Raw genomic sequence first — 21,937 nt, forward strand, 5'->3', positions numbered from 1 at the left:
CGTCTACCGCAGCTTCAGGGTGGAGAGGCCGACGATCGCCAGGATCGCGGCGATGATCCAGAAACGCACAACGATGGTCGGCTCCTGCCAGCCCTTCTGTTCGAAGTGATGGTGGATCGGCGCCATGCGGAAGACGCGCTTGCCGGTCAGCTTGAAGGAAGCGACCTGCACGATCACCGAAAGGGTCTCGAGTACGAACAGGCCGCCGACGATCGCCAGCACGAGCTCGTGCTTCACCGCGACCGCGATGGCGCCGAGCGCGCCGCCCATCGAAAGCGAGCCGGTATCGCCCATGAACACCATCGCCGGCGGCGCGTTGAACCAGAGAAAACCCAGCGCGGCGCCGACCAGGGAGCCGCAGAAGACCGCCAGTTCTCCGCTGCCGGGAACGAAGACGATCTGCAGATAGCCCGAAAAGACGATGTTGCCGGCGAGGTAAGCGATCAGGCCGAACACGCCGGCCGCGATCATGACCGGAACGATCGCGAGCCCGTCCAGGCCGTCGGTCAGGTTGACCGCATTCGATGCGCCGACCATGACGAAGGCGGCGAACAGGACGAACAGGAAGTTGCCGAGATCGAGGAGATAACCCTTGAGGAAGGGGATCGACAGGCCGGTCGCCAGCGGCAGTTCCGCGTTGACGTTGTATTTGAACTGCGCACTCCAGCCGAGACGCATGATCCAGTAGGTCGCCACGACGGCAATCACGATCTGCCCGGTAAATTTCAGCATGCTCGGCATGCCCTTGGACGACCGTTTGGTCAGTTTCCGGTAATCGTCGTAGAAGCCGAGAAGGCCGAAACCCAGGGTGACGATCAGCACGCTCCAGACGTAGCCGTTGCCCAGGTCCATCCACAGCAGGGTGGAGATCGCCACCGACAACAGGATCAGGACGCCGCCCATCGTCGGCGTGCCGCGTTTCCGGAAATGCGATTCCGGGCCGTCGTCGCGGATTGGCTGACCTTCGGCCTGGCGGTTCTTCAGCCACCGGATGACCGACGGACCGAGCGCCAGGCCGATGAACAGGGCCGTCATCAGGGCGCCGCCCGACCGGAAGGTCAGATACTGGAACAGCCGTAGCGGGCTGAATTCCGAGGACAGCGGCAGCAGGAATTCAAACAGCATCGCCGCCGGCCTCCCCGCTGCAGGTTTCCAGCGCGACCAGCGCGTCGAGCACCGGCTTCATCCGGCTGCCGAGGGAGCCCTTGACGCACACCACGTCGCCGGGCTGCACGGCCGCGGTAACCGCAGGAATCAGCGATTCGGAATCAGGCGCGTAATGGCCCCGGCGCGCCGCAGGCACGGCGTCGTACAGGTGGCGCATCAGCGGCCCGGCGGCGAACAGGAGATCGATATTGGCGTCGGCCAGGTCGTCCGCGAGGCCGGCGTGCAGGGCCGGCCCGCCGTCGCCCAGTTCGCGCATGTCGCCAAGCACGGCGATGCGCCGGCCGCCGGCGCGCGGATTGGCGAGCATCAGCGTTTCGAACGCCGCGCGCATGGCCGGTGGGCTGGCATTGTAGCTTTCGTCCAGAAGTTCGAAGCTGCCCTCCGGCAGACCGACCGCCCGGCGTGCCCCGCGCCCCGCCGGCGCTTCGAGCCCGGCCATGGCTTCGGCGGCGGCAACGACATCGGCGCCGGCCTCGCGCACTGCGGCCAGCATGCCGAGTGCGTTGACCACCCAGTGGTGTCCGGGCACGCCGACCCGGAGATTCAGGCGCGTCCCGAATACCGAGGCCGTCACGTCGCTGCCGTCGGCGTCCATGACCGAGGCGAGCAGCCGAACGTGCGCTTCCGGGTGCACGCCGAAGGAGAAACGGCGCCCGATCCCGACCTCGGCAGCGCGGGAGTCGAGGCGTTCGAAATGGTCGTTGTCGCGCGGCAGGATGGCCGCGCCGCCCTCGATCACGCCTTGGAAAATCTCCGCTTTCGCGTCGGCGACTGCCTCGACGCTGTCGAAGAATTCGATATGCACCGGCGCCACCGTCGTGATCAGCGCGACATGCGGCCGGACCATGCGGGAGAGCGGCGCCAGTTCGCCGGGACTGCTCATGCCCAGCTCGAAAACCCCGTATTCCGCCTTTCGGGGCAGGCGGGCGAGCGACAGCGGCGCCCCCCAGTGATTGTTGAGGTTTCCGGCCGTCGCATAGGTCCTGCCCTGCCGGGACAGCAGCGTTCTCAGGCCTTCCTTGACGCCGGTCTTGCCGACGCTGCCGGTCACCGCAACGATCCGGCCGGTGCAGCGCTCCCGGGCGGCACGGCCCAGATCCTCCAGACCGGTTCGGGTGTCGCCGACGACAAGAGCAGGGCCTGCGGGTTCGACCGCGCGGTGGATCAGCGCCGCGGCGGCTCCGGCGGCAAAGGCCTTGCCGGTGAAATCGTGGCCGTCGAACACCGGGCCTTTCAGCGCGACGAACAGATCGCCGGTCGCAACGGAGCGGCTGTCGATCGACACGCCGGTCGCGGACCAGCGGGCGCCCGTCTCTGCAAGCGCCCGGCCGCGGGTCGCGGTCGCGGCTTCCGCCGCTGTCCAGAGGATCGCACTCATGCCGAGCCGCCCTCTGATGCGTCCGCTGCTGCGATTGCCTCGCGGGCGACGGCCGCATCGTCGAAGGGCAGGGCCGAATCGCCGACGATCTGGCCCTGCTCATGACCCTTGCCGGCGATCACGAGGGTATCGGCCGGCGCCAGGTCTGATACGGCTGCGAAAATCGCCTCGCGCCGGTCGCCGATCTCGGCCGCGCCGGGGCAGGCCGGCAGCACCGCTGCGCGGATCTCCGAAGGCGCTTCGCCGCGCGGATTGTCGTCGGTGACAATCGCCCGGTCGGCGAATTTGTGTGCCGCGGCCCCCATCAGGGGCCGCTTGCCGGCATCGCGGTCGCCGCCGCAGCCGAAAACCACGGCGAGAGCGCCTTTCGTGTGGGGCCGCAGGGCCTTCAGGACGGTTTCCAGCGCGTCCGGCGTGTGGGCGTAGTCGACATAGACCGCTGCGCCGTTGCGCCGGGATCCGACTAGTTCCATCCGGCCCGGCGCACCGTGCAGGCGCTTCAGGGCGTCCAGTCCCACGGATGCTTCGACGCCGGTCGCCGTCGCCAGCCCCAAGGCGCACAGCGCGTTCCAGGCCTGGAAGTCGCCGGCGAGCGGCAGTTCGACGGTCGTGGCCTGCCCGAACACCGTCAGTTCGAGCCGCTGGCCGCCCGATACCGGCGTCAGGCTGCGCAGGACGATTTCCTCGGCGGCGCGGCCGTAACCGACGACCCTGAGATTCGCCCGGTCGCAGGCCCGGCGGATTTCTTCGTGTGCCGGGCTGTCGGCGTTGATCACCGCCGTTCCTCCGGCCGGCACGAGTTCGGCGAACAACCGCAGTTTCGCCGCCAGATATGCATCGGTGCTGCCGTGATAATCGATATGGTCGCGGCCGAATCCGGTGAAAGCGGCGGCCTTCAGGCGCAGCCCGTCAAGCCGGAACTGATCCAGGCCGTGGCTGGAGGCTTCAATGGCGAGACACTCGATCCCGGAGCGTTTCAGCGCCGCGAGATCGCGATGCAGCGAGACCGGATCGGGCGTCGTCAGCGCGCCCGGCCGTTCGACACCGGGGCCGCTGATGCCGAGCGTTCCCAGGGCGGCGGCCCTGCGGCCCGCGGCGGACCAGATCTGCTGCAGGAACGATACGACAGACGTCTTGCCGTTCGTCCCGGTCACGGCAACCTGGGTCGCCGGCTGCGCGTCGAAGAACCGGTCCGCCATCCAGGCGAGCTGCCGGCGCGGCTGCGGATCGGTGATCAGCGCCGCGCCGCCGCCGTCCAGGCTGTCCCGGGTCACATCCGTCGTCGACAGAATGGCAGCGGCGCCGGCGTCGAGGGCGTCGGGAATGAAACGGCGGCCATCGAGCCGGGCGCCCGGCAGCGCGGCGAAAAGGTAGCCCTGTGCGACCTGGCGCGAATCGGCGCTCAGGCCGGCGATGTCGAGGTCGCCGAAGGACGGGTCCCAGTGCGCTGTGGCGGTCCGGCCGGCGCGTTCGGACATCAGCGCGGCGAGCTTCATTGCCGGCTCCCGCCCGAGGCCGCACCGCGGCGGTCCTTTTTCGGGACGCCGGACGCGGCGCTGGCGAGGAACTGCTTTCGCGATTTTCCCGGCTCCTCGGCCTGGCGCGGGATCTTCAGGATTGGTGCAATCCGTTCGATGATCTCCTTGGCCGCCGGGGCGGCGACCCAGCCCGCCGTCGCGTAGCCGTGGCTCTTCTTGTTGCCTTTCGGCTCATCGAGCGAAACCAGCAACACATAGCGCGGCCGGTTCATCGGGAACGCCGCGACGAAGGAAGACAACAGCGCCTTGCGCCGGTAGCCGCCGCGCCCTGCCTTTTCCGCCGTGCCCGTCTTGCCGCCGACCCGGTATCCCCTGGCGTTCGCCCGTTTGCCCGTGCCTTCCACGACGACGCGGCGCATCAGAACCCGGAGAATCCGGCTGGTCTTCGGCGACACGAGCCGCCGCCGCCACAGGGGCTTGCCGTTCAGGCGCCGGAGCAGAGTCGGCGCCACCATCACGCCGTCGTTGACGATTCCGGCAACCGCCGCCACCAGGTGCAGGGGTGTGACGGCAATGCCGTGGCCGAACGAAATGGTCAGCGTGTTGACCGGCCGCCAGTGCCGCGGATAGAGCGGCTGGCCCGCCTCCGGCAGCTCCAGCGGTATCTTGGCAAGCATTCCCGCACGGCGCAGGAACTTCTTCTGGCGTTTGCCGCCGACCTGCCGGGCGATGGTGGCGGAGCCGATGTTGGACGATTTGACCAGGATGGTGCCCGTATCGATCGGCCGCGCGATCGGATGCAAATCGCGAATGAAGCGCCGGCCGGCCGGAAGCGGCTTGTCGACCTTGTACTTCTTTCTCAGGTGGGTGACGCCGTAGTCGAGCGCCATGGCCGTGTTCAGGATCTTGAAGACCGAGCCAAGCTCGTAAACGCCCAGTGTATTGCGGTTGAATCTGGCGTTTTTTGGGACGCGCAGCAGTGCATAGGGGTCGTAGTCCGGAAGCGAGACCATCGCCGGGATTTCGCCGGTCCGTACGTTCATGACCATCGCCGCGCCGCCGATCGCCCGCCAGTATTCGATCGACCGGGCCAGAATCTCGCGAACGGCGGCCTGGGCGCGCAGATCGATGGACAGTCGAAGCGGCCGGCCGATCGTCCGGATTCGTTTGTCCATCTTGGCTTCGACGCCGGCGATTCCCTTGTTGTCGACATCGCTGCTGCCGACGATGTGCGCGACCAGCGCGCGTTGCGGATAGACCCGGCGCAAATCCGGGCGGGCCTGGATTCCCGCCAGCCCGAAGCGCAGAATCTGCTGATAGGCTGCCGGCGACGCCTGCCGGCTGATCCACACGAAGCGGGACTTGCGGCGCAGCTTCGATTCCAGGGTGCGAACGGACTGTTGCGGAAAAATGTGGGCGAGGATGCGAGCCGTGCGGCCCGGATCATCGACCAAGGCGGGATCGGCAAAGATCGACCATGACCTGATGCTGGTCGCCAGCACGATCCCGTTTCGATCGACGATATCGGCCCGATGGTCCGTCGGCAGGGTTTGGTTCGCTGCGAGCTTGGCGCGTTCAGCCTCGGCACCGGCACGGATCACGCCCAGATCGACGAGCCGGTAGCCGATCGCACCGAATGCGAGCATGAAGACGGCGCCTGCTACAATCAACCGGCGTCGCGCCACGGCAAGGGCTTTGCCGGCCTCGCCTTCCAGATGAATTTCGCCCGGACGGCACCGGGCGGTCTTGGCGTGCGGGCGGCACAGATCGCGCAAGCGGCGGCTCATTGCAGCCTCCTTGCGCGGTCGGTGGACACACGGGTCACCCTGTCGGGCGCCCGGCCTTCGTCGATCAGGGCATACAGTGCGGCGAAGGTATCGGGCAGTTCCGAGAAACGCTTGAACTGTCCGCCGGAGAGCGGGGCGAGGCCTTCGGGCCGCGGCAGCAGCTCGAGACGCTGCGGCGAGGTCAGCACCGTCCACTCCGCTTGCAGAATCCGCAGGTTGTTCCGGTATGACCGAACGCTCCTCTCGGCCTTCGCGACCTGCTTTTCCAGTGTCTGGACCTGGTGTTTCACCAGGAACAGGGCGCCCGTCAGCCCGCTCAGCAGGACGAGCAGGACGATCGTGGTCGAGCGGATCATGCCGCGCCTCCGGCCGGAATACCGGACGCATTGTCTGCCCAGGCCGGGCCGTCGGTTCGCTCCGCTGCGCGCAGCCGGGACGAGCGCGCGCGCGGGTTGGCGGAAATTTCCCCCGGCGACGGCGCAACCGCGCGACGATGCAACAGCCGGAACGTCGGCGGGCGCCGCCGGCCAGGCTCCGGCCGGTGGCGGGAGCCGCGCGGGGCCTCGGCGCTGCGGTCGCGCAGGAAGCGTTTAACCCGCCTGTCCTCGAGCGAGTGAAAGCAGACCACGGCCAGCCGGCCGCCCGGCCGCAGGAGCCGCTCGGCACCCCGCAGTCCGCGGTCCAGCTCCTCAAGCTCTCCGTTCACATGAAGGCGCAGCGCCTGGAAGGTGCGGGTTGCCGGATCGATGCCGCCGGCCGCCGCCGGCAAAACCGAGCGGACGATTTCCGCGAGCTGGAGCGTCCGCTCGATGGCGGCGCTGCGGCGTGCGTTGACGATGGCGCGCGCGATGCGGCGCGCCGCGCGTTCCTCGCCCAGTGTGAAGATGATCTTGGACAGGTCCGCCTCGGCTGCGCGGTTCACGACGTCGGCCGCTGTCGGGCCCGACCGGCTCATGCGCATGTCGAGCGGGCCGTCGTGGCGGAAGGAAAAGCCGCGCTCGGGCGTATCGAGCTGGGGTGAAGACACGCCGATATCGAGGGCGACCCCGTCGACCGGCCCGTCGGTGACCGCGCGGACCAGGCGTTCCATGTCGCCGAAGCGGCCTTCGATCAGGGTAAGCCGGCCGCGATACCTGTCGCGAAGTGCGCGGCCGCGTTCGATGGCGTCCGGATCGCAGTCGATTGCGGCCACGCGGCAGTCTGCGGCGCCGAGTATCGCTTCCGTGTAGCCGCCGGCGCCGAAAGTGCCGTCGACATAGGCGCCGCCCGACCGGGGCGCGAGCGTCCGGATCACCTCGTTCAACAGGACCGGGATGTGGGCGGCGGTCATGCGGCGCCTCCGGCTCCGAGCGACCACAGATCCTTCAGACCGATCTGGCCGAGCGGCCCTTCGGATGCTTCGGACCGCCAGGCTTCCCGCCGCTCCGGCGACCAGATCTGGAAGACCCTTCCGATACCGACGAAAACCGCCTTGTCGCCGATTCCGGCCAGCGCGATCAGGCTCTCGGGCAGGATGATCCGGCCCTCGCCGTCGAAAGGCAGCTCTTCGGAGTCCGAAAGGACGAGTTCGATCGCCTCCTGCTCTTCCGCCGTCAGACCGTCGCGGGCGTCGAGCCGGTCGATGGTGTCCTCGATGCGCTGGCGGTCGCAGGCGTCGATCGCGCCGAGTCCGCCGTTCGGCGCCACGACGACGCCGTTGAAGGCGCCCGCGGCGGGCGGCGCCGCAAGGGCGGCACGGAACCGCGCCGGCACGGAAACCCGCCCTTTCCGGTCGATCCTGTTCGTAAATGTGCCGATAAACGACGCCATACGAAACCCGTCCCCGCGAGGGCAGCGCCGCCGGATTCGCGGCTTGCCCGGATTATCGTTTCCATGCCGTCGGCCCAGTCGCACTGTCTGGTCACACTGCGCCGATCTTCCATGGCCGATTATGGGATATCATGGGATTTCATGGAAGTCAACGTCGTTTGGATTAGAATTTCTTGGCAAATCAAGCGTTTGACCTGCCCCGAGGGATATCGGTGGCGCCGCTATGTGCCGATGGCGGCGCGTGATCCGAAATGCGCCGCTCCGACTCTTTCCGTCCGGGGGTTCCTTCCGGGGGCCGGCGCCAGACGGCCTGTAAGCCGGGTTCTGTCCCCCGGAGGCCGGGGAGATGGCCATTCATCTGGGACAGCCGTCGCCGGCTGCCTCGCGCGACCCACCCGGACGGCGGCGCGGAAACCCGCCTGGACGCGCCTGCCGTAAACGGAGGCTGTCCGCGCCGTCCCTATTCGGTCTTGCTCCCGGTGAGGCTTGCCGTGCCGCGCCCGTTACCGGCCGCGCGGTGCGCTCTTACCGCACCCTTTCACCCTTGCCCGGCCCGATGCCGGGCGGTTTGCTTTCTGTGGCGCTGTCTCGGGGGTCGCCCCCGCCGGGCGTTACCCGGCACCGTGTTTCCGTGGAGCCCGGACTTTCCTCACCCGGCCGGGTTTCCCCGTTGGCCGGGCGCGGCCATCCGGCCGTCTGGCCCGGTCTAGATTGGCGTCCGGCCGGTCAGGGTCAAGCCACAGCGCAGATACCCCGGCTCCGGCTCTATCCCGCTGCCGCGACCGCCGCGGCGAGCGCCGCCGTTTCGCGATCGACGGCGCCGGTAATCGCACCCGGCCGGAAATGGCGCTGGAAGGCCGCAAGGACCGCCGCCTGCCCACGCGCGTCCGCCGCCCCTGCACTGCCGGGCTCTTCCGGCCAGCGATACCCGATGCGCTCAAGGTTCCGGCCGATCGTGTCCGGTTCGGCTTCCGGCTGCGCTTCGAGCCTTGCCCGGACGGCCTCGGCATCGGGCCAGAAACCGACTCCGGCTGCCGCCAGCATCGGCCAGTCGAACAGTTCGCCGGGATCGGTTTTGCGTTCCGGTGCGACGTCGCTGTGGCCGACGACGCGCAACGGGCGGATGCGGTAGCGCTCCACGATCGCCTTCGACAGGGCCAGCACCGCCTGCATCTGCAATGCGGGAAAGGGCCGGTAGCCGAACTCGTGACCGGGGTTGACGATCTCGATGCCGATGGAAGCCCCGTTCACGTCCGTCTCGCCCTGCCAGCAGGCGACTCCGGCGTGCCACGCCCGCCGGTCCTCGGGCACATGGGCGTAGACGGTGCCGTCCTCGTCGACCGTGTAGTGGGCGCTGACCTGCGCGGCCGGATCGCACAGCCGGTCCAGCGCCTCGGCGGCGGTCCGCATCCCGGTATAGTGCAGCACCAGCATGTCCGGCCGCCGGCCGCCGGGCCGCTCGTTATGGTTCGGGGACGGTCGCTCGACGATTCGCATGTCGCCATTCCGGGCGCGTCAGGACTTGAGCGGGGCTTCGGCCGTGGCCGGGCGGCGCAATACGATAACCGCCACACCGGCGACCGTCAGCACCGAACCGAGGATCATCTGCCAGGTCATCTGCTCGCCCAGGATCCAGACACCGCCCAGAACGCCGAACACCGGCACGACGAGGGTGAAAGGCATGACCTGGTTCACCGTGTAGCGCCGGAGGAACGAATACCAGATGCCGTAGCCGATCAGGCCGACGCAGACGGTCATATAAGCCACCGCGCCCCAGCCGTAAGCGCCGGCCGCCTGGAAGTCGCGCCAGTGATTGTCCTCGAAGATCAGCGAGATCGCGAACAGTTGCGGCGCGGCGAACAGGCTGCTCCAGCCGAGGACGCCGAGCGGCGGCGCATCGCCCATCGCCTTCACCTGGATATTCGAGGTCGCGAAGACCAGCGAGGCGGTGACGACCAGGCCGAGATGGAACAGGTTCGATTCCATGCGCGGTTCGCCGGCGATCAGCACAATGCCGGCGAAGGCGCCGACCATGCCGAGCATGCGCCGCCAGCCGAGATAGTCCTTGAACAGGATCGCCGCGAGGATCGAGGCAAACGGCACCTGGAGTTGGATAGCGATGGCCGCGACGGCGGCGTCTACGCCCGCGACCCCGGTGAACATCAGGCCGAAATGCAGCGAGCCCATGGTGAAGGACAGGCCGACCACATGGCCCATCTTCGCCCGCGGCATCTCGACGAAAGGGACCAGCACCAGCCCCATGATCAGGAAGCGGAGGCTGAGCAGGAATATCGGTTCGAAGTCCCGGAAGCCGAATTTCGCGGCAACGAAATTCAGGCCCCAGAGCACCATCACGCCGAACAGGAGAGCGGCATGGCTCAACCGCATCGGACCGGCCTCACGCTGCCGTCGCCCCTGCAGGCCCCTTCGGATTGCCCGTCTGCCGCGCCGCCTCGATTTCCTCGCGCCGTGTCTCCAGGGCCAGCCAACGCTCCTCGGCAGTCGACAGCTCGGCCCGTGCAACTTTGAGACGGACCGCCGCGTGCGCGAAGCGGTCTGGATCGGCGCCGTACAGGCCCCGGTCCGAGAGTTCCCTCTCCAGCGCGGCGATCTCGGCCTCCAGCGTCGCGATTTCGTCCGGCAGCAGGTCGAGCGCGCGCCGGTCCTTGTAGCTGAGCCGCGTTACCGGGCGGGTTTTTGCCGGCGCTTCGGGAGCCGCCCGGTTGTTGCCCTTTCTCGCCGTCCTGACAGCCGCCCCTGCCGGCCCGTCCCTGCGCTGGATCAGATAGTCGGCGTAGCCGCCGGCATATTCCTTCACCCGGCCGTCGCCCTCCAGGACGATGGTGCTGGAGACGGTCTTGTCGAGGAAATCCCGGTCGTGGCTCACCACGATCAGTGTGCCGGCATAGTCGGCGAGCAGACCCTGCAGCAGATCGAGCGTGTCCATGTCCAGATCGTTGGTCGGCTCGTCGAGGATCAGCAGGTCGCTGGGCATCGCCAGCACCTTGGCGAGCACCAGCCGGTTGCCCTGGCCGCCGGAGAGCGTCGCCACCCGCGCCTCGGCCTCGCGCGGATCGAACAGCCAGTCCTTCAGATAGCCGCGGACATGGCGCATCGAGCCGCCGACGCGGACAAGATCGCCGCCCGATTCGCACAGCGTGCTCTTGAGCGTGGCTTTCGGGTCGAGCAGGCTGCGCTGCTGGTCGAAATAGGCCAGGGTCAGCGCCTTGCCGACCCGGACATGGCCGCTGTCGGGTTTCAGTTCGCCGATCAGCATCTTGAGCAATGTCGTCTTGCCCGCCCCGTTCGGGCCGATGATGCCGATGCGGTCGCCGCGCAGGATGCGCGTCGTAAAACTCTCCACGATGGTGCGGGCGGGCGCTCCCCCGCCTCTTGCCGCTTTGTTTCCGCCCGCGCCCGCGCCACCTGGGCCGAACCGCTTGGCGATGTCGCGCGCCTCGATGACCAGCTTGCTGCGGACCTCGCCGTCGTCGATCTTCGCCCGGATGCGGCCGGTATCGGCAAGCAGGGCGGCGCGGGCGGTGCGCATCTCCTCCAGCTTGCGCAGGCGGCCCTGGTTGCGCCGCCGGCGCGCCGTCACGCCGCGCAGCAGCCAGCGCGCTTCATCCCTCAGCCGGCTGTCGAGGCGCTTGGCTTCGCGTGCCTCTTCGTCCAGCACCTGCTCGCACCAGTCGTCGAACGCGCCGAAACCCTGGCCGGTCTGGCGCAGCCGGCCATTTTCGAGCCACAGGATGCTGTTGGTGACGTTGGCGAGGAAAGTACGGTCGTGGCTCACGACCAGTGCGGCGCCGCGAAAGCTCTGCATGGCGCCTTCGAGCCACCGTATGGTGGCGATATCCAGATGGTTGGTCGGTTCGTCGAGCAACAGCAGATCAGGCGGATCGACGAAGACCTGGGCGAGCGCGGCGCGGCGCTGCTCGCCTCCCGAAAGACTGGCGACGTCGCGCCCGCCGTCCAGTTCGAACAGGGAGAGCGCGGCCTCCACGGCGTGGCGCGGGTGCGTCGCCTGCGGCCGGCCCAGCGCGATATCGGCCGACACCCAGTCGAACACGCGCGTGCCCGCTTTCATGGCGGGCTCCTGGGCCAGATAGGCGACGGTGAGGCCCGGCTCGGCATAGCGTTCGCCGGCGTCGAGCTCCAGTTCGCCGGCGATCAGCTTCATCAGGGTCGATTTTCCGCAGCCATTGCGGCCGACCAGACAGGCGATATCGCCCTTTGCGATGTGCAGGGTCAGCCCCGCGAACAGCGGCGGACCGCCGAATCCGATCGCGGCGTCGCGCAAGGAAAGCAGCGGGGGTGGCGCCATGGGTCAGGATTCGCCGTGATTCAACCGCGGGTCGAGACGAAGCGGCGATTGCGAAAGGACGGCGATCCGGCCGGCGTCGGCGTGGCGGGGGTTGATCAGGACATTCTCTTCTTCCGGCACGATGGCCGACGGCAACTGCAACGCTGCCGACCGGGCAACGGCGACCCAGCGATCACCCACGGATTGCGTGTTGCGGGTCGTGTCTTGACCCCAGCGCGCCGGAAGGTCCGATGCTGCGCGGGCTTCCCGGCGGATGTCTTCGGGGATCGAGATTTCCAGTTTGACCAATCCGTCAGGCAGGTTGACCGGTCCGGTATGGACGAAGATTTCGAGAATGGCCAGCGAGAGATGGCGGGATGTGTAAACCAGCCGCGTCCCCGGCGAGTTCCAGCGGCCGCCGAAGAGAAACGCGCCCTCGCCGTCCAGCGCCGCATGTTCGGCCCGGCACAAACGCCAGACAATCACTGCCGGACAATCACTGCCGGGCGGTCATGCGTAGACGCCGTGCGCCAGCCGGCCGAGAACGGTCTCGACCAGCCGCCCGCCTTCGCCGGTCGAGCACAGGTCGAGGGGGCGATGGCCGCCGGTAGCACCGTTCGGGGCGCGCAGCCACCGATGCGCCTTTGCCGATTCGCCGAAGGTTCGTTCGGCCAGCCGCAGTATATTCAGTACCCGCGCCAGCCGATCCGACTCCCCGGACGTGAATCTGCCGGATCGCTTGCGGCGCATCAGGGTTCTCCGCGGGGCGATCAGCGCTTCCGCCTCGTCTACCGCGATCAGGCCGCGATCCAGCAGATCCTGCAGAACCGCCCAGTTAAAGCCTTCGGCGATCTCGAAATGGCGCGCCAGCGGCGGCGCCGGTTCGGCAAGCTGCATCATCGGTCTGCTTTGTGCCATTTGCCAAATATTTGAACGCAAGTGGCACGAATGTCAAGGTGCCGCCCCGTCACGTCAGCCCCCGTTCCTTCCTGATCGCGTCCCAGGCGGCATTGATCTTGGCGATATGGTCGTTGGCGGCGTCGACGAATTCCTGGGGCAAGCCCTCGGCGATCAGCTTGTCCGGATGATGCTCGCGGATCTGGGCGCGCCAGGCGGCCCGGGCCTCGTCGTTGCTTGCGTCCGGCTCGATTCCGAGAATGGTGTAGGGGTCGTCTTGCGGACGCACCGTATGTTTGGCCTCGATGCGCCGGAAATCGGGCTCCGAAAAGCCGAACAGGGCGGCGACTTCTTCAAGCCACGCCTTCTCGCCGGGATGGTATTGGCCGTCGGCCTTGGCGATGTGGAACAGGGCGTCCAGCAGCGCCTCCAGGATCGCCGGCTCGTCGGCGAACATGTCGCGGAGCTGGCGGGCGTAGGGCTCGAATCCGGCGGCGTCCTGCTTGGCGATATCGAACAGGCGGGCGACCTGCTTGACCTCGCCGGGCGGCACCTGGAACACTTCCCGGAAGGCCGCGATCTCGTCGCGGGTCACGACGCCGTCGGCCTTGGCCATCTTCGCACCGAGTACGATGACGGCGGTGGTGAAGGCGATCTGGCGCGCCATGCGGCCGCCGGGCGCCCGGCCCGACAGGGTCTGGATCGTCCGGTCGGCGACATGGCCGGCGCCGACGCCGATAATCGCGCCGATCGGCCCGCCGATCGCAAGGCCGGCGGCCCCGCCCAGGATCTTGCCCCAGATGCTCATGGCGCCGGTGTAGGGGGCCGATATGGCGCGCGCAAGGCGGTGCGCCGCCGCAATCGGAGGATCGTAAGGCCGCTGCCTGCTAGCGGCCGCGATAGGCGTTGGCGATCTCGCGCGCGATTACCCGCACGCCTTCTGCCTCGGGGCCGGGCGTCTCCAGCAGCTGGACCCTGGCGCGTCCGAGAGAAGGCAGCAGCGACGGACGGACGAAAACCTTCAAATCCCCGGGCACCAGGTTTTCCGGCATGACAGTGAGAGCCCAACCGGCCCTGACCGCACTGACGATTACCTGCTCGCTCACCCCGCGCAGGATTTCGTTGAAGGTCACGCCTGCTTCTTCCAGTTCGGCGATAATCGAATTGCGGAACGGACACTCCTCCGCATAGCTGGCGATCGGAAGGGGAGATCTCCCATCGAATTCGAAATCGCTGGAACCGACCCACTGAAGGCGCGGGCGGCTCAGAGTCGTGGCGCCGGGCACCTCATCGATCAATGCGACCAGAGCAAGATCCAGGCTGCCTTCATCGACCATCCGCCGCAGATTCCAGCTCATGCCGCAGGAGACGGTGATGCTGAGCGCGGTGTAGTTGTGCCGGATTCGCCTGAGCAGACGCGTTAGCAGCGGCGAGCCGAATCCTTCGGCAATGCCCATGCTGACGGTGCCGCTCACATTTTTCGAATGTGCGTGGCCGAAGAGCTGATCGTGCCTTTCCAGCAGCGCTTGAGCGCCGCCAAACAAATCGCTTCCTGCTGGCGTCATCCTGATGTTGAAGCGGGCGCGGTCGAACAAGCGCACGCCGAGTTGATTCTCGAGCGCGCGAATTCGCGACGAAATCGTTCCCTGCGTGCAGTTCAGCGCCTTTGCCGCCCCGGTAAAGCTTTGTTCCGTGGCCACGCTGATGAATGCGCGCAACTGTTTGATATCCAGGTCCGTATCCGACATTCCATAATCTAGTATCAAAAAATAAATTTTTGGATATCAAAATTGAGCTGATATTCGGCCCGATCATTCCGGCCGGACAGCGGGCGAGCGCCCGTTAGCTGCTGAACCTGCGCCATCCGGCCGGGATCGCTAGATTCCTCCTGCGCCGTTGCGCATGAAAAGGCCGAGCCATTCGGCGACCATCGCCGGTTTGTCCTGCCCTTCGATCTCGACCGTCGCACGGGTCGTGCTGAGGAAGCCGCCGCTCGGGTGGGGATCGAACGATTCCAGCAGGAAGCGCCCGCGGATCCGGCCGCCGATCGGCACCGGCGCCATCCAGCGCACCCTGTTCAGCCCGTAGTTCAGTCCGTAGTCCGTGCCTTCCGGCCACAGGCCGACCTCGTGGGAAAATGCGGTGAGCAGCGAAAGGGTGTAGAAGCCGAAGGCGATCGTGCCGCCGTAAGGCAGTTCGCGCCGGGCCCGCTCGGGATCGACATGCATCCAGTCATGATCGCGCGTCACGTCGGCGAACAGGTCGATCTGGTCCTGGGTCACCGGATGCCAGGCCGTGACCCCGATTTCCTTGCCGACGAACGCGCCGACGTTGTCGAAGGTGAAAGCGCAGTGAGTTTCGGACATGGCATGGGGCCCGCATTTCTGTTGCCGGCGGATTTCCGCCGGTCGCCGATGGCCGAGCGACGATAGCGGCACGGGCACTGCGCCGGCAATCCGGTTGATCTAATTCCGTTTGGTTTAATTCCGTTTGGTTTCGGGGCGGCCCCGCGCTATCGATAGCGCGGCATCCCCCCAGCCACGATGGAACCCCGCCATGATCGACTTGTACACCTGGTCCACCTCGAACGGCCGCAAGGCCTCGATCATGCTGGAGGAGCTGGGCGCGGACTACACCCTCCACCCGATCCATATCGGCAAGGGCGACCAGTTCACGCCGGAATATCTCGCCATCAACCCGAACGGCAAGATCCCGGCCATAGTCGATTCGGACGGGCCCGGCGGCGCGCCGATCACGGTCTTCGAATCCGGCGCGATCCTGATCTATCTGGCGGAGAAATTCGGGCGGTTCCTGCCCGCGGAGCCAGTTGCGCGCATGGAGGTCATCCAGTGGCTGATGTTCCAGATGGGCGGCATCGGCCCGATCTTCGGCCAGGTCCATCATTTCCTGCGCGCGGCGAAGGAGAAGGTGCCCTACGGCATCGAGCGCTACGGCACCGAGGCGCGCCGGCTCTACGGCGTGCTCGACCGGCGGCTCGACGGCCGGGACCATCTGGCGGGCGACGGTTACTCGATCGCCGACATCGCGACCTGGCCCTGGGTGCTCCGGCACGAGTGGCAGGAGATCAACCTGGCGGATTACCCGAATGTCAAACGCTGGTTCGATGCGGTGGGCAGCCGCCCCGCGGTCCAGAGCGGCATTCAGATACCGCCGCCGCCGCAATAGGCGGCCGGGCGATGCCCGGGCCGGGGCGCCAGCGAGCGCCCGCGGCAGAGGCAAAGCGCGCCTCGCATTGACAGGCCGAATCGCCACATTCTAGAAGGCGCCGCCGCGGCCAACGCGAATCGGGCGGCGCGCATCGGGCCGGCAGCCCGGCCGCGGTTCCGGCCCGGCGGCCCGGCGGCCCGGCGCAAGAAGGTACCGGAGGGATGGCAGAGCGGTAATGCAGCGGATTGCTAATCCGTACACCCGATAGGGTGTCGGGGGTTCGATTCCCCCTCCCTCCGCCACGCTTCGCCTTTCGCCAATGACGTGCCTGGTTTCCGTATTCGCACGCTGCCTCGGCCGGGCCGACCTGAATGACCCGTCTGCTGCGACAATCCCATGAGCACCATCCAAATCCACACCGAATCCGGCGGCAGCGGCGGCCCCCTGCTGGTCCTGCTGCACGGCATCGGCGGCAATGCGGCGGTGTGGCGCCGGATGCTGCCGATCGTCGAGCGCCGCTGGCCGGGGCGCTGGGTGGCGGCCGACCTGCGCGGCCACGGCCGCTCGGCCCACGCGCCGCCCTACGGCTATGCCGGATTCGCCGCCGACGTGGCGAACGCGCTCGGCGGGCAGGACGAAGACGTTGTCCTGCTCGGCCATTCGATGGGCGGCGTCGTGGCGATGGCGCTGGCGACCGGCTGGTTCGGGGTCCGGGTGCGTCGGGTCTTCGCCTTCGGCGTCAAGATCGGCTGGACGGCGGACGAGGTCGCCCGGATGCACATGCTGGCGGCGGCGCCCGCGAAACTCTTCGGCAGCTACAACGAGGCGGCCGAACGCTATCTCCGGGTCTCGGGCCTCGCCGGCCTGGCCGACCCCGATTCGCCCGAGGCCCGGGCCGGCGTTGCCGAAGCGGACGGGGGCTTCCGTCTTGCCGCCGACCAGGGCATCTACGCTGCCGTCGGGCCGGCGGTCGCCGATTTCCACCGCGCAGCCAGCGCGCCGGTCCGGCTCGCTGCGGGGGAGGCCGATCCAATGGTGTCCCTGGCCGAAATGCAGGCGCTGGATCCGCAGGCGGCGCTGTTGCCCGGCCTCGGCCACAACTGCCATGTCGAGGCGCCGGAGCGGGTCTGGGACCTGTTCGAACGGACGCTGGACGAGTAGGCGCTCGCCCGCGCTGCGGGACCGCCCGAAACCGCCGGGAACCGGGCGGCCCGTGTCAACTTCGCCCTGTATCCGGGTGCTGCCTCGCCCTATGCCTTATGCCGACTGCGCCCGAAAGCGCGGGCCGGACCGGTCCGGCGGCCCGGTTTCGTACCATTCGCAATCAGGAGCGCCGCATGACCGGCTTGCAAGGAAAGACCCTGTTCATCACCGGCGCGACGCGCGGCATCGGCCACGCCATCGGCCTCCGGGCGGCGGAGGACGGCGCCAACATCGTCATCGCGGCCAAGACGACGGAGCCGCACTCGAAACTGCCCGGCACCATTTACACCGCCGCCGAGGACATGCAGCGGGCCGGCGGCAAGGCACTCGCCCTGCCGGTCGACGTGCGCGACGACGGCGGCCTCCGCGACGCCATGGAAGCCGCGGCGGAGGCCTTCGGCGGCATCGACATCCTGGTCAACAACGCCAGCGCGCTCAGCCTGACCGACACGCCGTCGACGCCGATGAAGCGCTACGACCTGATCATGGGCATCAACACCCGCGGCACCTTTGCGGCGACCCAGGCGGCGCTGCCGTATCTCAGGGAGGCGGCCAACCCGCATATCCTGACGCTCAGCCCGCCGCTCGACATGAATCCGCGGTGGTTCCGGGATTCGACGGCCTATACGATCTCGAAAATGGGCATGTCCATGTGCGTGATCGGCCATGCCGCGGAGTTCGCGCGCTACGGCATTGCCGTGAACGGCCTGTGGCCGCGGACCTTCATTTCGACCGCGGCGCTGAAGCTGGTGCCCGGCATGGACTGGGAAACCGCGCGCACGCCGGAAATCCTGGCTGACTGCGCCCACATCGTCCTGACCCGCGATGCCAGGACCTGCACCGGCAACCTGTTCCTCGACGAGGAGGTGCTGGCGTCGGAAGGCATTACCGACCTGGACAAATACCGCAACCATCCGGACAAGCCGCTCGCCATCGACTTTTTCGTCGACGGGTTCGGGGCGTAGGTTGGCGATCCGGCCCGAAATTCGTCGCGCGGTCGATTCCCCGCCGTCATTTCGACCGAAGCGGGCGATAGCCCGCGAAGCGGAGAAATCTTTCCGGCACAGCGCAATGGACATTGCGCCTCGCGTGAAAGATATCTCCGCTCCGCCCCGGATAAAATCCGGGGCTCCGGTCGATATGACGGCCGATGACGGGTTGCTACCGGCCGGGTAAGGACCCGGAGCGGAACTCAGGGAGAAACAGCCATGCTGATGACACTCGGCGAAGCCATCGGGAAGGCCGCGGCGGCGTTCGGCGGCAAGCCGGCGGTGATATTCCGCGATGTGCCCTACAGCTACGACGCGCTCGACCGGCGCGCCAGCCGGGTCGCCAACGCCCTGGTCGCGCACGGCATCGCGCCGGGCGACCGGGTGACCCTGTGCGGGCAGAACTCCTACGACTGGGTCGCGGCCTATTACGGCACGGCCAAGGCCGGCGCGGTGCTCAACCCGGTCACCGCCATGCTGACCGCCGGGGAGATCGGCTACATCGCCGGCAATTGCGGCGCCAGGCTGCTGATGGTCGGCGCCGGCAAGGGCGACGGGCTGATGGATGCGCTGGCCGGGTCCGATGTCGAGCGGGTCGTCCTGTTCGACGACGACGGGCCGGCGGATGCGACCCGCTTCGAGGACTTCCTCGCCGGTGCGCCGGAAGACTTCGAGGTCCGGCCCCGCGGCCTCGATGACCTGGCCGCGATCGGCTACACCTCGGGCACCACCGGCCATCCCAAGGGCGCGATGATGTCCAACCGCGCCATCGCCGTCGGCACGGCGGGGATGAAGCTCATGCACGGGCGGACACCGGACGATATCGTCGTCACCGCGCTGCCCTGCTCCCACGTCTACGGCAAGGCGGTGATGAACGGCTCGCTGTTCTATGGCTCGACGCTCGTCCTGCTCGAAAGGTTCGTGTCAGAGGACATGCTGCGCTCGGTCGAGCAATACCGCGCGACCATGCTGGAGGCGGTGCCGACGGGCTTCATGTACATGCTGGCCGACCCGGCCATCGACAACTACGACTATTCGAGCCTGGAGCGGCTGACCTGCGGCGGGCAGACCTTTCCGGCCGCCACGGCCGCCGAGGTCGAGGAGAAGTTCGGCGCGACGCTGCTCGAACTCTGGGGCATGACCGAACTGGCCGGGCTCGGCACGACCCAGGCTTCGCTCTGCGAGCGCCGGCTCGGCTCCATCGGCGTGGCGCTGCCCTATATCGAGGCGCGGATCGGCGGCCTGGAAGATCCGTCGCAGACCATGCCCGCGGGCGAGCCGGGCGAACTGCTGATCCGCGGCCCGATCGTCATGATGGGCTATTACGGCAACGAGGCCGCAACCCGGGAGGCCATGGCCGATGACGGCTGGTTCCGCACCGGCGACGTCTGCACCCGCGACGAGGACGGCTTCCTCTGGGTCGTCGACCGCAAGAAGGACATGATCAACACCGCCGGCTTCAACGTCTATCCGGCCGAGCTGGAGCGGGTGCTGGCCGCCCATCCCGACGTCTCGATGGTCGCGGTCGGTGGCGTGCCCGACGCGCAGAAGGGCGAGCTCGCCAAGGCCTATGTCGTGCCGCGGCCGGGCAGCGACCCGGACGCCGACGACATCTTCGCCCATTGCCGCAAGACGCTCGCGCCCTACAAGGTGCCGCGCAAAATCCAGTTTGTCGCCGACCTGCCGACCAACCCGACCGGCAAGATCCTGCGCCGCGAACTGCACACGATAGACGATGGGGGTTGAGCCGGGTTACCGACTTTGCCACCCCGGATGGAGCGGAGCGGAAATCCGGGGTCCAGAGTCACCCGGCACGGCCTTGCTTCACGCTCCTGGGCCCCGGATCAAGTCCGGGGCGGCACAATTTGGTGCCGAGGCAGTGACGAACAAACGACCGTCGCAACTATTGCCGGCTTCCTCGAAATGTTGGAGGGAAATCCGGTACTGCATCGTCAACGATTCGATCCCCAAGACGAAAGGACCGGCATGACAGCCCCCTACAGGATTTTCGGCAGCGAGATGTCGCCCTATTCGGTCAAGGTGCGGGCCTGGTTCCGCTACAAGGCGCTGCCGCATCTCTGGCTGCAGCGGGCGTGGCGCAGCGACGAGTTCAAGGCCCGGGCGCGGCTGCCGCTGATCCCGCTGGTCATTACGCCGGACGACCGGGCGCTCCAGGATTCGACACCGCTTATCGAAACGCTGGAAGCCGAAAATCCCGAACCGTCGATCCATCCCGAAGACCCGGCGCTGCGCTTCCTCTCGGCCCTGATCGAGGAGTATGGCGACGAATGGGGCAACAAGCTGATGTTCCACAACCGCTGGCACGCGGAGGTCGACCGGCGCGGCGCGGCGCTCGGGCTGGCCCGCGCCTTCGATCCCGACGGCGCGCCGGAAGCGGTCGGGGCGGCGGCGGAAAAGATCTACGAACGCATGGTCGGGCGGCTCCATTTCACCGGGTCCAGCCCGCAGACGGCGCCGCTCATCGCCCGCTATTTCGACGATCTGCTCGCCATTCTCGAACCGCATCTGGCGGCGCGGAAATACCTGTTCGGCGGCCGGCCCGCCTTCGCCGATTTCGGCCTCGCGCCGCAGGTCTACACGATGTCGCAAGACCCGACCTCGGCCTCCGCGCTCCGGGTGCGCGCGCCGAACATGCTGGCCTGGTCCTTCCGGATGCTGGAGCCGCGCAACGACGGGCCGTTCGAGAGCTGGGACAGCCTCAGCGAAACCCTGACGCCGCTGCTCGCGAACGCCGGCGCCTTCTTCCTGCCCTGGTCGCGGGCCAATTCCGATGCGCTGGAGGCCGGAGAGGACAGTTTCAGCGTCGATCTGCCCGGCGGCGCCTATGTCCAGGGACCGCAGAAATACCACGCCCGTTCGCTGATCGCGCTTCGCCAGAAACACGCCGCGGCGAAGGGCGCGCCGGGCCTGGACGCGATCCTTGCCGAGACCGGCTGCCTGCGCTGGCTGGAATAGCGGCGGCCCGGTCGAATTCCGGGCCTTGATTTCCGCGCCGCGAATCCGCCTCTGATCCCCGGGAATTCCTCTGCAAGGGGGCGGGCCGGACCGGGCAGACGCCGGAAAGCGGCCGGATTTTGAATAACCGTTCAATATCAGTTTCCCTAAGTCTTTGAAATCGCTTTGTTTTTGGAGTTAAACAGACCGTTCTAAATAATATGTTTTTTTGCACCCGGCAGCCCTAACCCTTTGGAATCGTTGAAAAGACGCCCTTCGGAAGTGCGCAAAAACGATCCAGATAGGAATTTTTCCAGACTCCCGGCCGGGCGGGAGCGCCGGTCGACACCGGGGGCGGCACCGCCGGGCAGCATGGCCCGGCGGAATCGGAGGGTCGAACCGGACTGGATCCGGCTGTCAGGCCCATTGCCGCATGGGGCGGCGCACAGGGTAGCGCATTGGATGGCGGATCGGATGGCCGATCGGCGGCGGCGGGCCGGAAAGCGGGCAGGTTCCCGCCTGTTTCTTCGTTCGCTTCTTTTTTGAGAGGGCGTCGGCTGGCCGCGGCAGGCGCACTTCGGGCGTTGACGGAGCCGATATAGGGTGCGGAAGCCACCATGTCAAGGAAATATATCTGAAAAAAGGAAATAATTTTGAGAGGTCGGCCCGGCGGAGCCCGCCGTGCGGCTTTTCGCAGAGGAAGCCCGGGGGATACCTCTACGAAAAGGGCCAGGCCGCCGCAAATCTGTCCTTCCCCCTCTTCAGAGGGGGAAGTGGCCGAGCGCAGCGAGGTCGATGGG

The 21,937-nt window shown here is 67.5% G+C and carries 20 protein-coding genes, 1 tRNA gene and 1 other RNA gene; 6 read left to right on the top strand and 16 right to left on the bottom strand.

Going from position 1 to position 21,937, the window contains the following annotated elements; genetic code table 11:
- Window positions 1-3: 3 nt before the first annotated feature.
- From mraY to OXM58_10035, 16 genes are all read right to left on the bottom strand, one after another.
- On the bottom strand, window positions 4-1,125 hold the full coding sequence (mraY, locus tag OXM58_09960; protein ID MDE0148688.1) for a phospho-N-acetylmuramoyl-pentapeptide-transferase: 1,122 nt from the start codon (window positions 1,123-1,125) through the stop codon (window positions 4-6).
- Complete coding sequence (murF, locus tag OXM58_09965) at window positions 1,115-2,545, bottom strand: UDP-N-acetylmuramoyl-tripeptide--D-alanyl-D-alanine ligase (protein MDE0148689.1); 1,431 nt, start codon at window positions 2,543-2,545, stop codon at window positions 1,115-1,117. The genes mraY and murF overlap by 11 nt, the downstream gene beginning before the upstream one ends.
- Entirely contained in the window at window positions 2,542-4,041 is a 1,500-nt protein-coding gene (locus OXM58_09970) for a UDP-N-acetylmuramoyl-L-alanyl-D-glutamate--2,6-diaminopimelate ligase (GenBank protein ID MDE0148690.1), read from the bottom strand. The genes murF and OXM58_09970 overlap by 4 nt, the downstream gene beginning before the upstream one ends.
- Complete coding sequence (locus OXM58_09975) at window positions 4,038-5,810, bottom strand: penicillin-binding protein 2 (GenBank protein ID MDE0148691.1); 1,773 nt, start codon at window positions 5,808-5,810, stop codon at window positions 4,038-4,040. The genes OXM58_09970 and OXM58_09975 overlap by 4 nt, the downstream gene beginning before the upstream one ends.
- Window positions 5,807-6,166, bottom strand: coding sequence for a hypothetical protein (locus OXM58_09980; protein ID MDE0148692.1), 360 nt, complete (start codon window positions 6,164-6,166; stop codon window positions 5,807-5,809). The genes OXM58_09975 and OXM58_09980 overlap by 4 nt, the downstream gene beginning before the upstream one ends.
- Entirely contained in the window at window positions 6,163-7,140 is a 978-nt protein-coding gene (rsmH, locus tag OXM58_09985; protein MDE0148693.1) for a 16S rRNA (cytosine(1402)-N(4))-methyltransferase RsmH, read from the bottom strand. Before rsmH ends, OXM58_09980 begins: the two co-directional genes overlap by 4 nt.
- Window positions 7,137-7,619, bottom strand: coding sequence for a hypothetical protein (locus OXM58_09990; protein ID MDE0148694.1), 483 nt, complete (start codon window positions 7,617-7,619; stop codon window positions 7,137-7,139). The genes rsmH and OXM58_09990 overlap by 4 nt, the downstream gene beginning before the upstream one ends.
- Before the next feature lie 297 nt (window positions 7,620-7,916).
- An RNA gene (gene rnpB / locus OXM58_09995) (RNase P RNA component class A) lies at window positions 7,917-8,319 on the bottom strand.
- Between the two features lie 65 nt (window positions 8,320-8,384).
- Entirely contained in the window at window positions 8,385-9,116 is a 732-nt protein-coding gene (locus tag OXM58_10000; GenBank protein MDE0148695.1) for an N-acetylmuramoyl-L-alanine amidase, read from the bottom strand.
- A gap of 18 nt (window positions 9,117-9,134) precedes the next feature.
- Window positions 9,135-10,007, bottom strand: a complete 873-nt coding sequence (locus OXM58_10005; GenBank protein ID MDE0148696.1) for an EamA family transporter — start codon at window positions 10,005-10,007, stop codon at window positions 9,135-9,137.
- Between the two features lie 10 nt (window positions 10,008-10,017).
- Window positions 10,018-11,946, bottom strand: coding sequence for an ATP-binding cassette domain-containing protein (locus tag OXM58_10010; protein MDE0148697.1), 1,929 nt, complete (start codon window positions 11,944-11,946; stop codon window positions 10,018-10,020).
- A 3-nt stretch (window positions 11,947-11,949) separates the two neighbouring features.
- Window positions 11,950-12,411, bottom strand: a complete 462-nt coding sequence (locus OXM58_10015) for an RES family NAD+ phosphorylase (GenBank protein MDE0148698.1) — start codon at window positions 12,409-12,411, stop codon at window positions 11,950-11,952.
- 24 nt (window positions 12,412-12,435) lie between these two features.
- Window positions 12,436-12,843 carry a DUF2384 domain-containing protein gene (locus OXM58_10020; GenBank protein MDE0148699.1) on the bottom strand — a complete coding sequence of 136 codons (408 nt, stop codon included), beginning with the start codon at window positions 12,841-12,843 and terminating at the stop codon, window positions 12,436-12,438.
- Window positions 12,844-12,892: 49 nt separating this feature from the next.
- Window positions 12,893-13,630 (bottom strand): TerB family tellurite resistance protein, encoded by a 738-nt coding sequence (locus tag OXM58_10025; protein ID MDE0148700.1) that lies wholly within the window; start codon window positions 13,628-13,630, stop codon window positions 12,893-12,895.
- A gap of 79 nt (window positions 13,631-13,709) precedes the next feature.
- Window positions 13,710-14,570, bottom strand: coding sequence for a LysR family transcriptional regulator (locus OXM58_10030; GenBank protein MDE0148701.1), 861 nt, complete (start codon window positions 14,568-14,570; stop codon window positions 13,710-13,712).
- Between the two features lie 129 nt (window positions 14,571-14,699).
- Entirely contained in the window at window positions 14,700-15,188 is a 489-nt protein-coding gene (locus OXM58_10035; protein MDE0148702.1) for a MaoC family dehydratase, read from the bottom strand.
- 190 nt (window positions 15,189-15,378) lie between these two features.
- Here OXM58_10035 and OXM58_10040 point away from each other — a divergent pair, with 190 nt between their 5' ends.
- The 6 genes from OXM58_10040 (at window position 15,379) to OXM58_10065 (ending at window position 21,158) form a co-directional block, all read left to right on the top strand.
- The gene (locus OXM58_10040) at window positions 15,379-16,008 is read left to right on the top strand and encodes a glutathione S-transferase N-terminal domain-containing protein (GenBank protein ID MDE0148703.1); all 630 of its coding nucleotides are present in this window, start codon (window positions 15,379-15,381) and stop codon (window positions 16,006-16,008) included.
- Window positions 16,009-16,205: 197 nt separating this feature from the next.
- Window positions 16,206-16,292, top strand: a tRNA-Ser gene (locus OXM58_10045).
- Window positions 16,293-16,386: 94 nt separating this feature from the next.
- Entirely contained in the window at window positions 16,387-17,151 is a 765-nt protein-coding gene (locus OXM58_10050) for an alpha/beta hydrolase (protein MDE0148704.1), read from the top strand.
- A 176-nt stretch (window positions 17,152-17,327) separates the two neighbouring features.
- On the top strand, window positions 17,328-18,158 hold the full coding sequence (locus tag OXM58_10055; GenBank protein ID MDE0148705.1) for an NAD(P)-dependent oxidoreductase: 831 nt from the start codon (window positions 17,328-17,330) through the stop codon (window positions 18,156-18,158).
- A gap of 243 nt (window positions 18,159-18,401) precedes the next feature.
- On the top strand, window positions 18,402-19,928 hold the full coding sequence (locus OXM58_10060; protein ID MDE0148706.1) for an AMP-binding protein: 1,527 nt from the start codon (window positions 18,402-18,404) through the stop codon (window positions 19,926-19,928).
- 240 nt (window positions 19,929-20,168) lie between these two features.
- Window positions 20,169-21,158 (top strand): glutathione S-transferase family protein, encoded by a 990-nt coding sequence (locus tag OXM58_10065; GenBank protein MDE0148707.1) that lies wholly within the window; start codon window positions 20,169-20,171, stop codon window positions 21,156-21,158.
- Window positions 21,159-21,937: the final 779 nt, after the last annotated feature.

Source organism: Rhodospirillaceae bacterium (genome assembly GCA_028819475.1).
In the GTDB taxonomy this organism is placed as follows: domain Bacteria; phylum Pseudomonadota; class Alphaproteobacteria; order Bin65; family Bin65; genus Bin65.

What these genes read in the sequence shown, in the direction of transcription:
- OXM58_09980 (MDE0148692.1), bottom strand. Translation starts at nt 6,166, where the DNA reads ATGATCCGCTCGACCACGATCGTCCTGCTCGTCCTGCTGAGCGGGCTG.
- rsmH (MDE0148693.1), bottom strand. Translation starts at nt 7,140, where the DNA reads ATGACCGCCGCCCACATCCCGGTCCTGTTGAACGAGGTGATCCGGACG.
- OXM58_10025 (MDE0148700.1), bottom strand. Translation starts at nt 13,630, where the DNA reads ATGAGCATCTGGGGCAAGATCCTGGGCGGGGCCGCCGGCCTTGCGATC.
- OXM58_10020 (MDE0148699.1), bottom strand. Translation starts at nt 12,843, where the DNA reads ATGGCACAAAGCAGACCGATGATGCAGCTTGCCGAACCGGCGCCGCCG.
- OXM58_09970 (MDE0148690.1), bottom strand. Translation starts at nt 4,041, where the DNA reads ATGAAGCTCGCCGCGCTGATGTCCGAACGCGCCGGCCGGACCGCCACA.
- OXM58_09975 (MDE0148691.1), bottom strand. Translation starts at nt 5,810, where the DNA reads ATGAGCCGCCGCTTGCGCGATCTGTGCCGCCCGCACGCCAAGACCGCC.
- mraY (MDE0148688.1), bottom strand. Translation starts at nt 1,125, where the DNA reads ATGCTGTTTGAATTCCTGCTGCCGCTGTCCTCGGAATTCAGCCCGCTA.
- OXM58_10060 (MDE0148706.1), top strand. Translation starts at nt 18,402, where the DNA reads ATGCTGATGACACTCGGCGAAGCCATCGGGAAGGCCGCGGCGGCGTTC.
- OXM58_10000 (MDE0148695.1), bottom strand. Translation starts at nt 9,116, where the DNA reads ATGCGAATCGTCGAGCGACCGTCCCCGAACCATAACGAGCGGCCCGGC.
- OXM58_09990 (MDE0148694.1), bottom strand. Translation starts at nt 7,619, where the DNA reads ATGGCGTCGTTTATCGGCACATTTACGAACAGGATCGACCGGAAAGGG.
- OXM58_10050 (MDE0148704.1), top strand. Translation starts at nt 16,387, where the DNA reads ATGAGCACCATCCAAATCCACACCGAATCCGGCGGCAGCGGCGGCCCC.
- OXM58_10010 (MDE0148697.1), bottom strand. Translation starts at nt 11,946, where the DNA reads ATGGCGCCACCCCCGCTGCTTTCCTTGCGCGACGCCGCGATCGGATTC.
- OXM58_10035 (MDE0148702.1), bottom strand. Translation starts at nt 15,188, where the DNA reads ATGTCCGAAACTCACTGCGCTTTCACCTTCGACAACGTCGGCGCGTTC.
- OXM58_10040 (MDE0148703.1), top strand. Translation starts at nt 15,379, where the DNA reads ATGATCGACTTGTACACCTGGTCCACCTCGAACGGCCGCAAGGCCTCG.
- OXM58_10055 (MDE0148705.1), top strand. Translation starts at nt 17,328, where the DNA reads ATGACCGGCTTGCAAGGAAAGACCCTGTTCATCACCGGCGCGACGCGC.
- OXM58_10030 (MDE0148701.1), bottom strand. Translation starts at nt 14,570, where the DNA reads ATGTCGGATACGGACCTGGATATCAAACAGTTGCGCGCATTCATCAGC.
- OXM58_10005 (MDE0148696.1), bottom strand. Translation starts at nt 10,007, where the DNA reads ATGCGGTTGAGCCATGCCGCTCTCCTGTTCGGCGTGATGGTGCTCTGG.
- murF (MDE0148689.1), bottom strand. Translation starts at nt 2,545, where the DNA reads ATGAGTGCGATCCTCTGGACAGCGGCGGAAGCCGCGACCGCGACCCGC.
- OXM58_10065 (MDE0148707.1), top strand. Translation starts at nt 20,169, where the DNA reads ATGACAGCCCCCTACAGGATTTTCGGCAGCGAGATGTCGCCCTATTCG.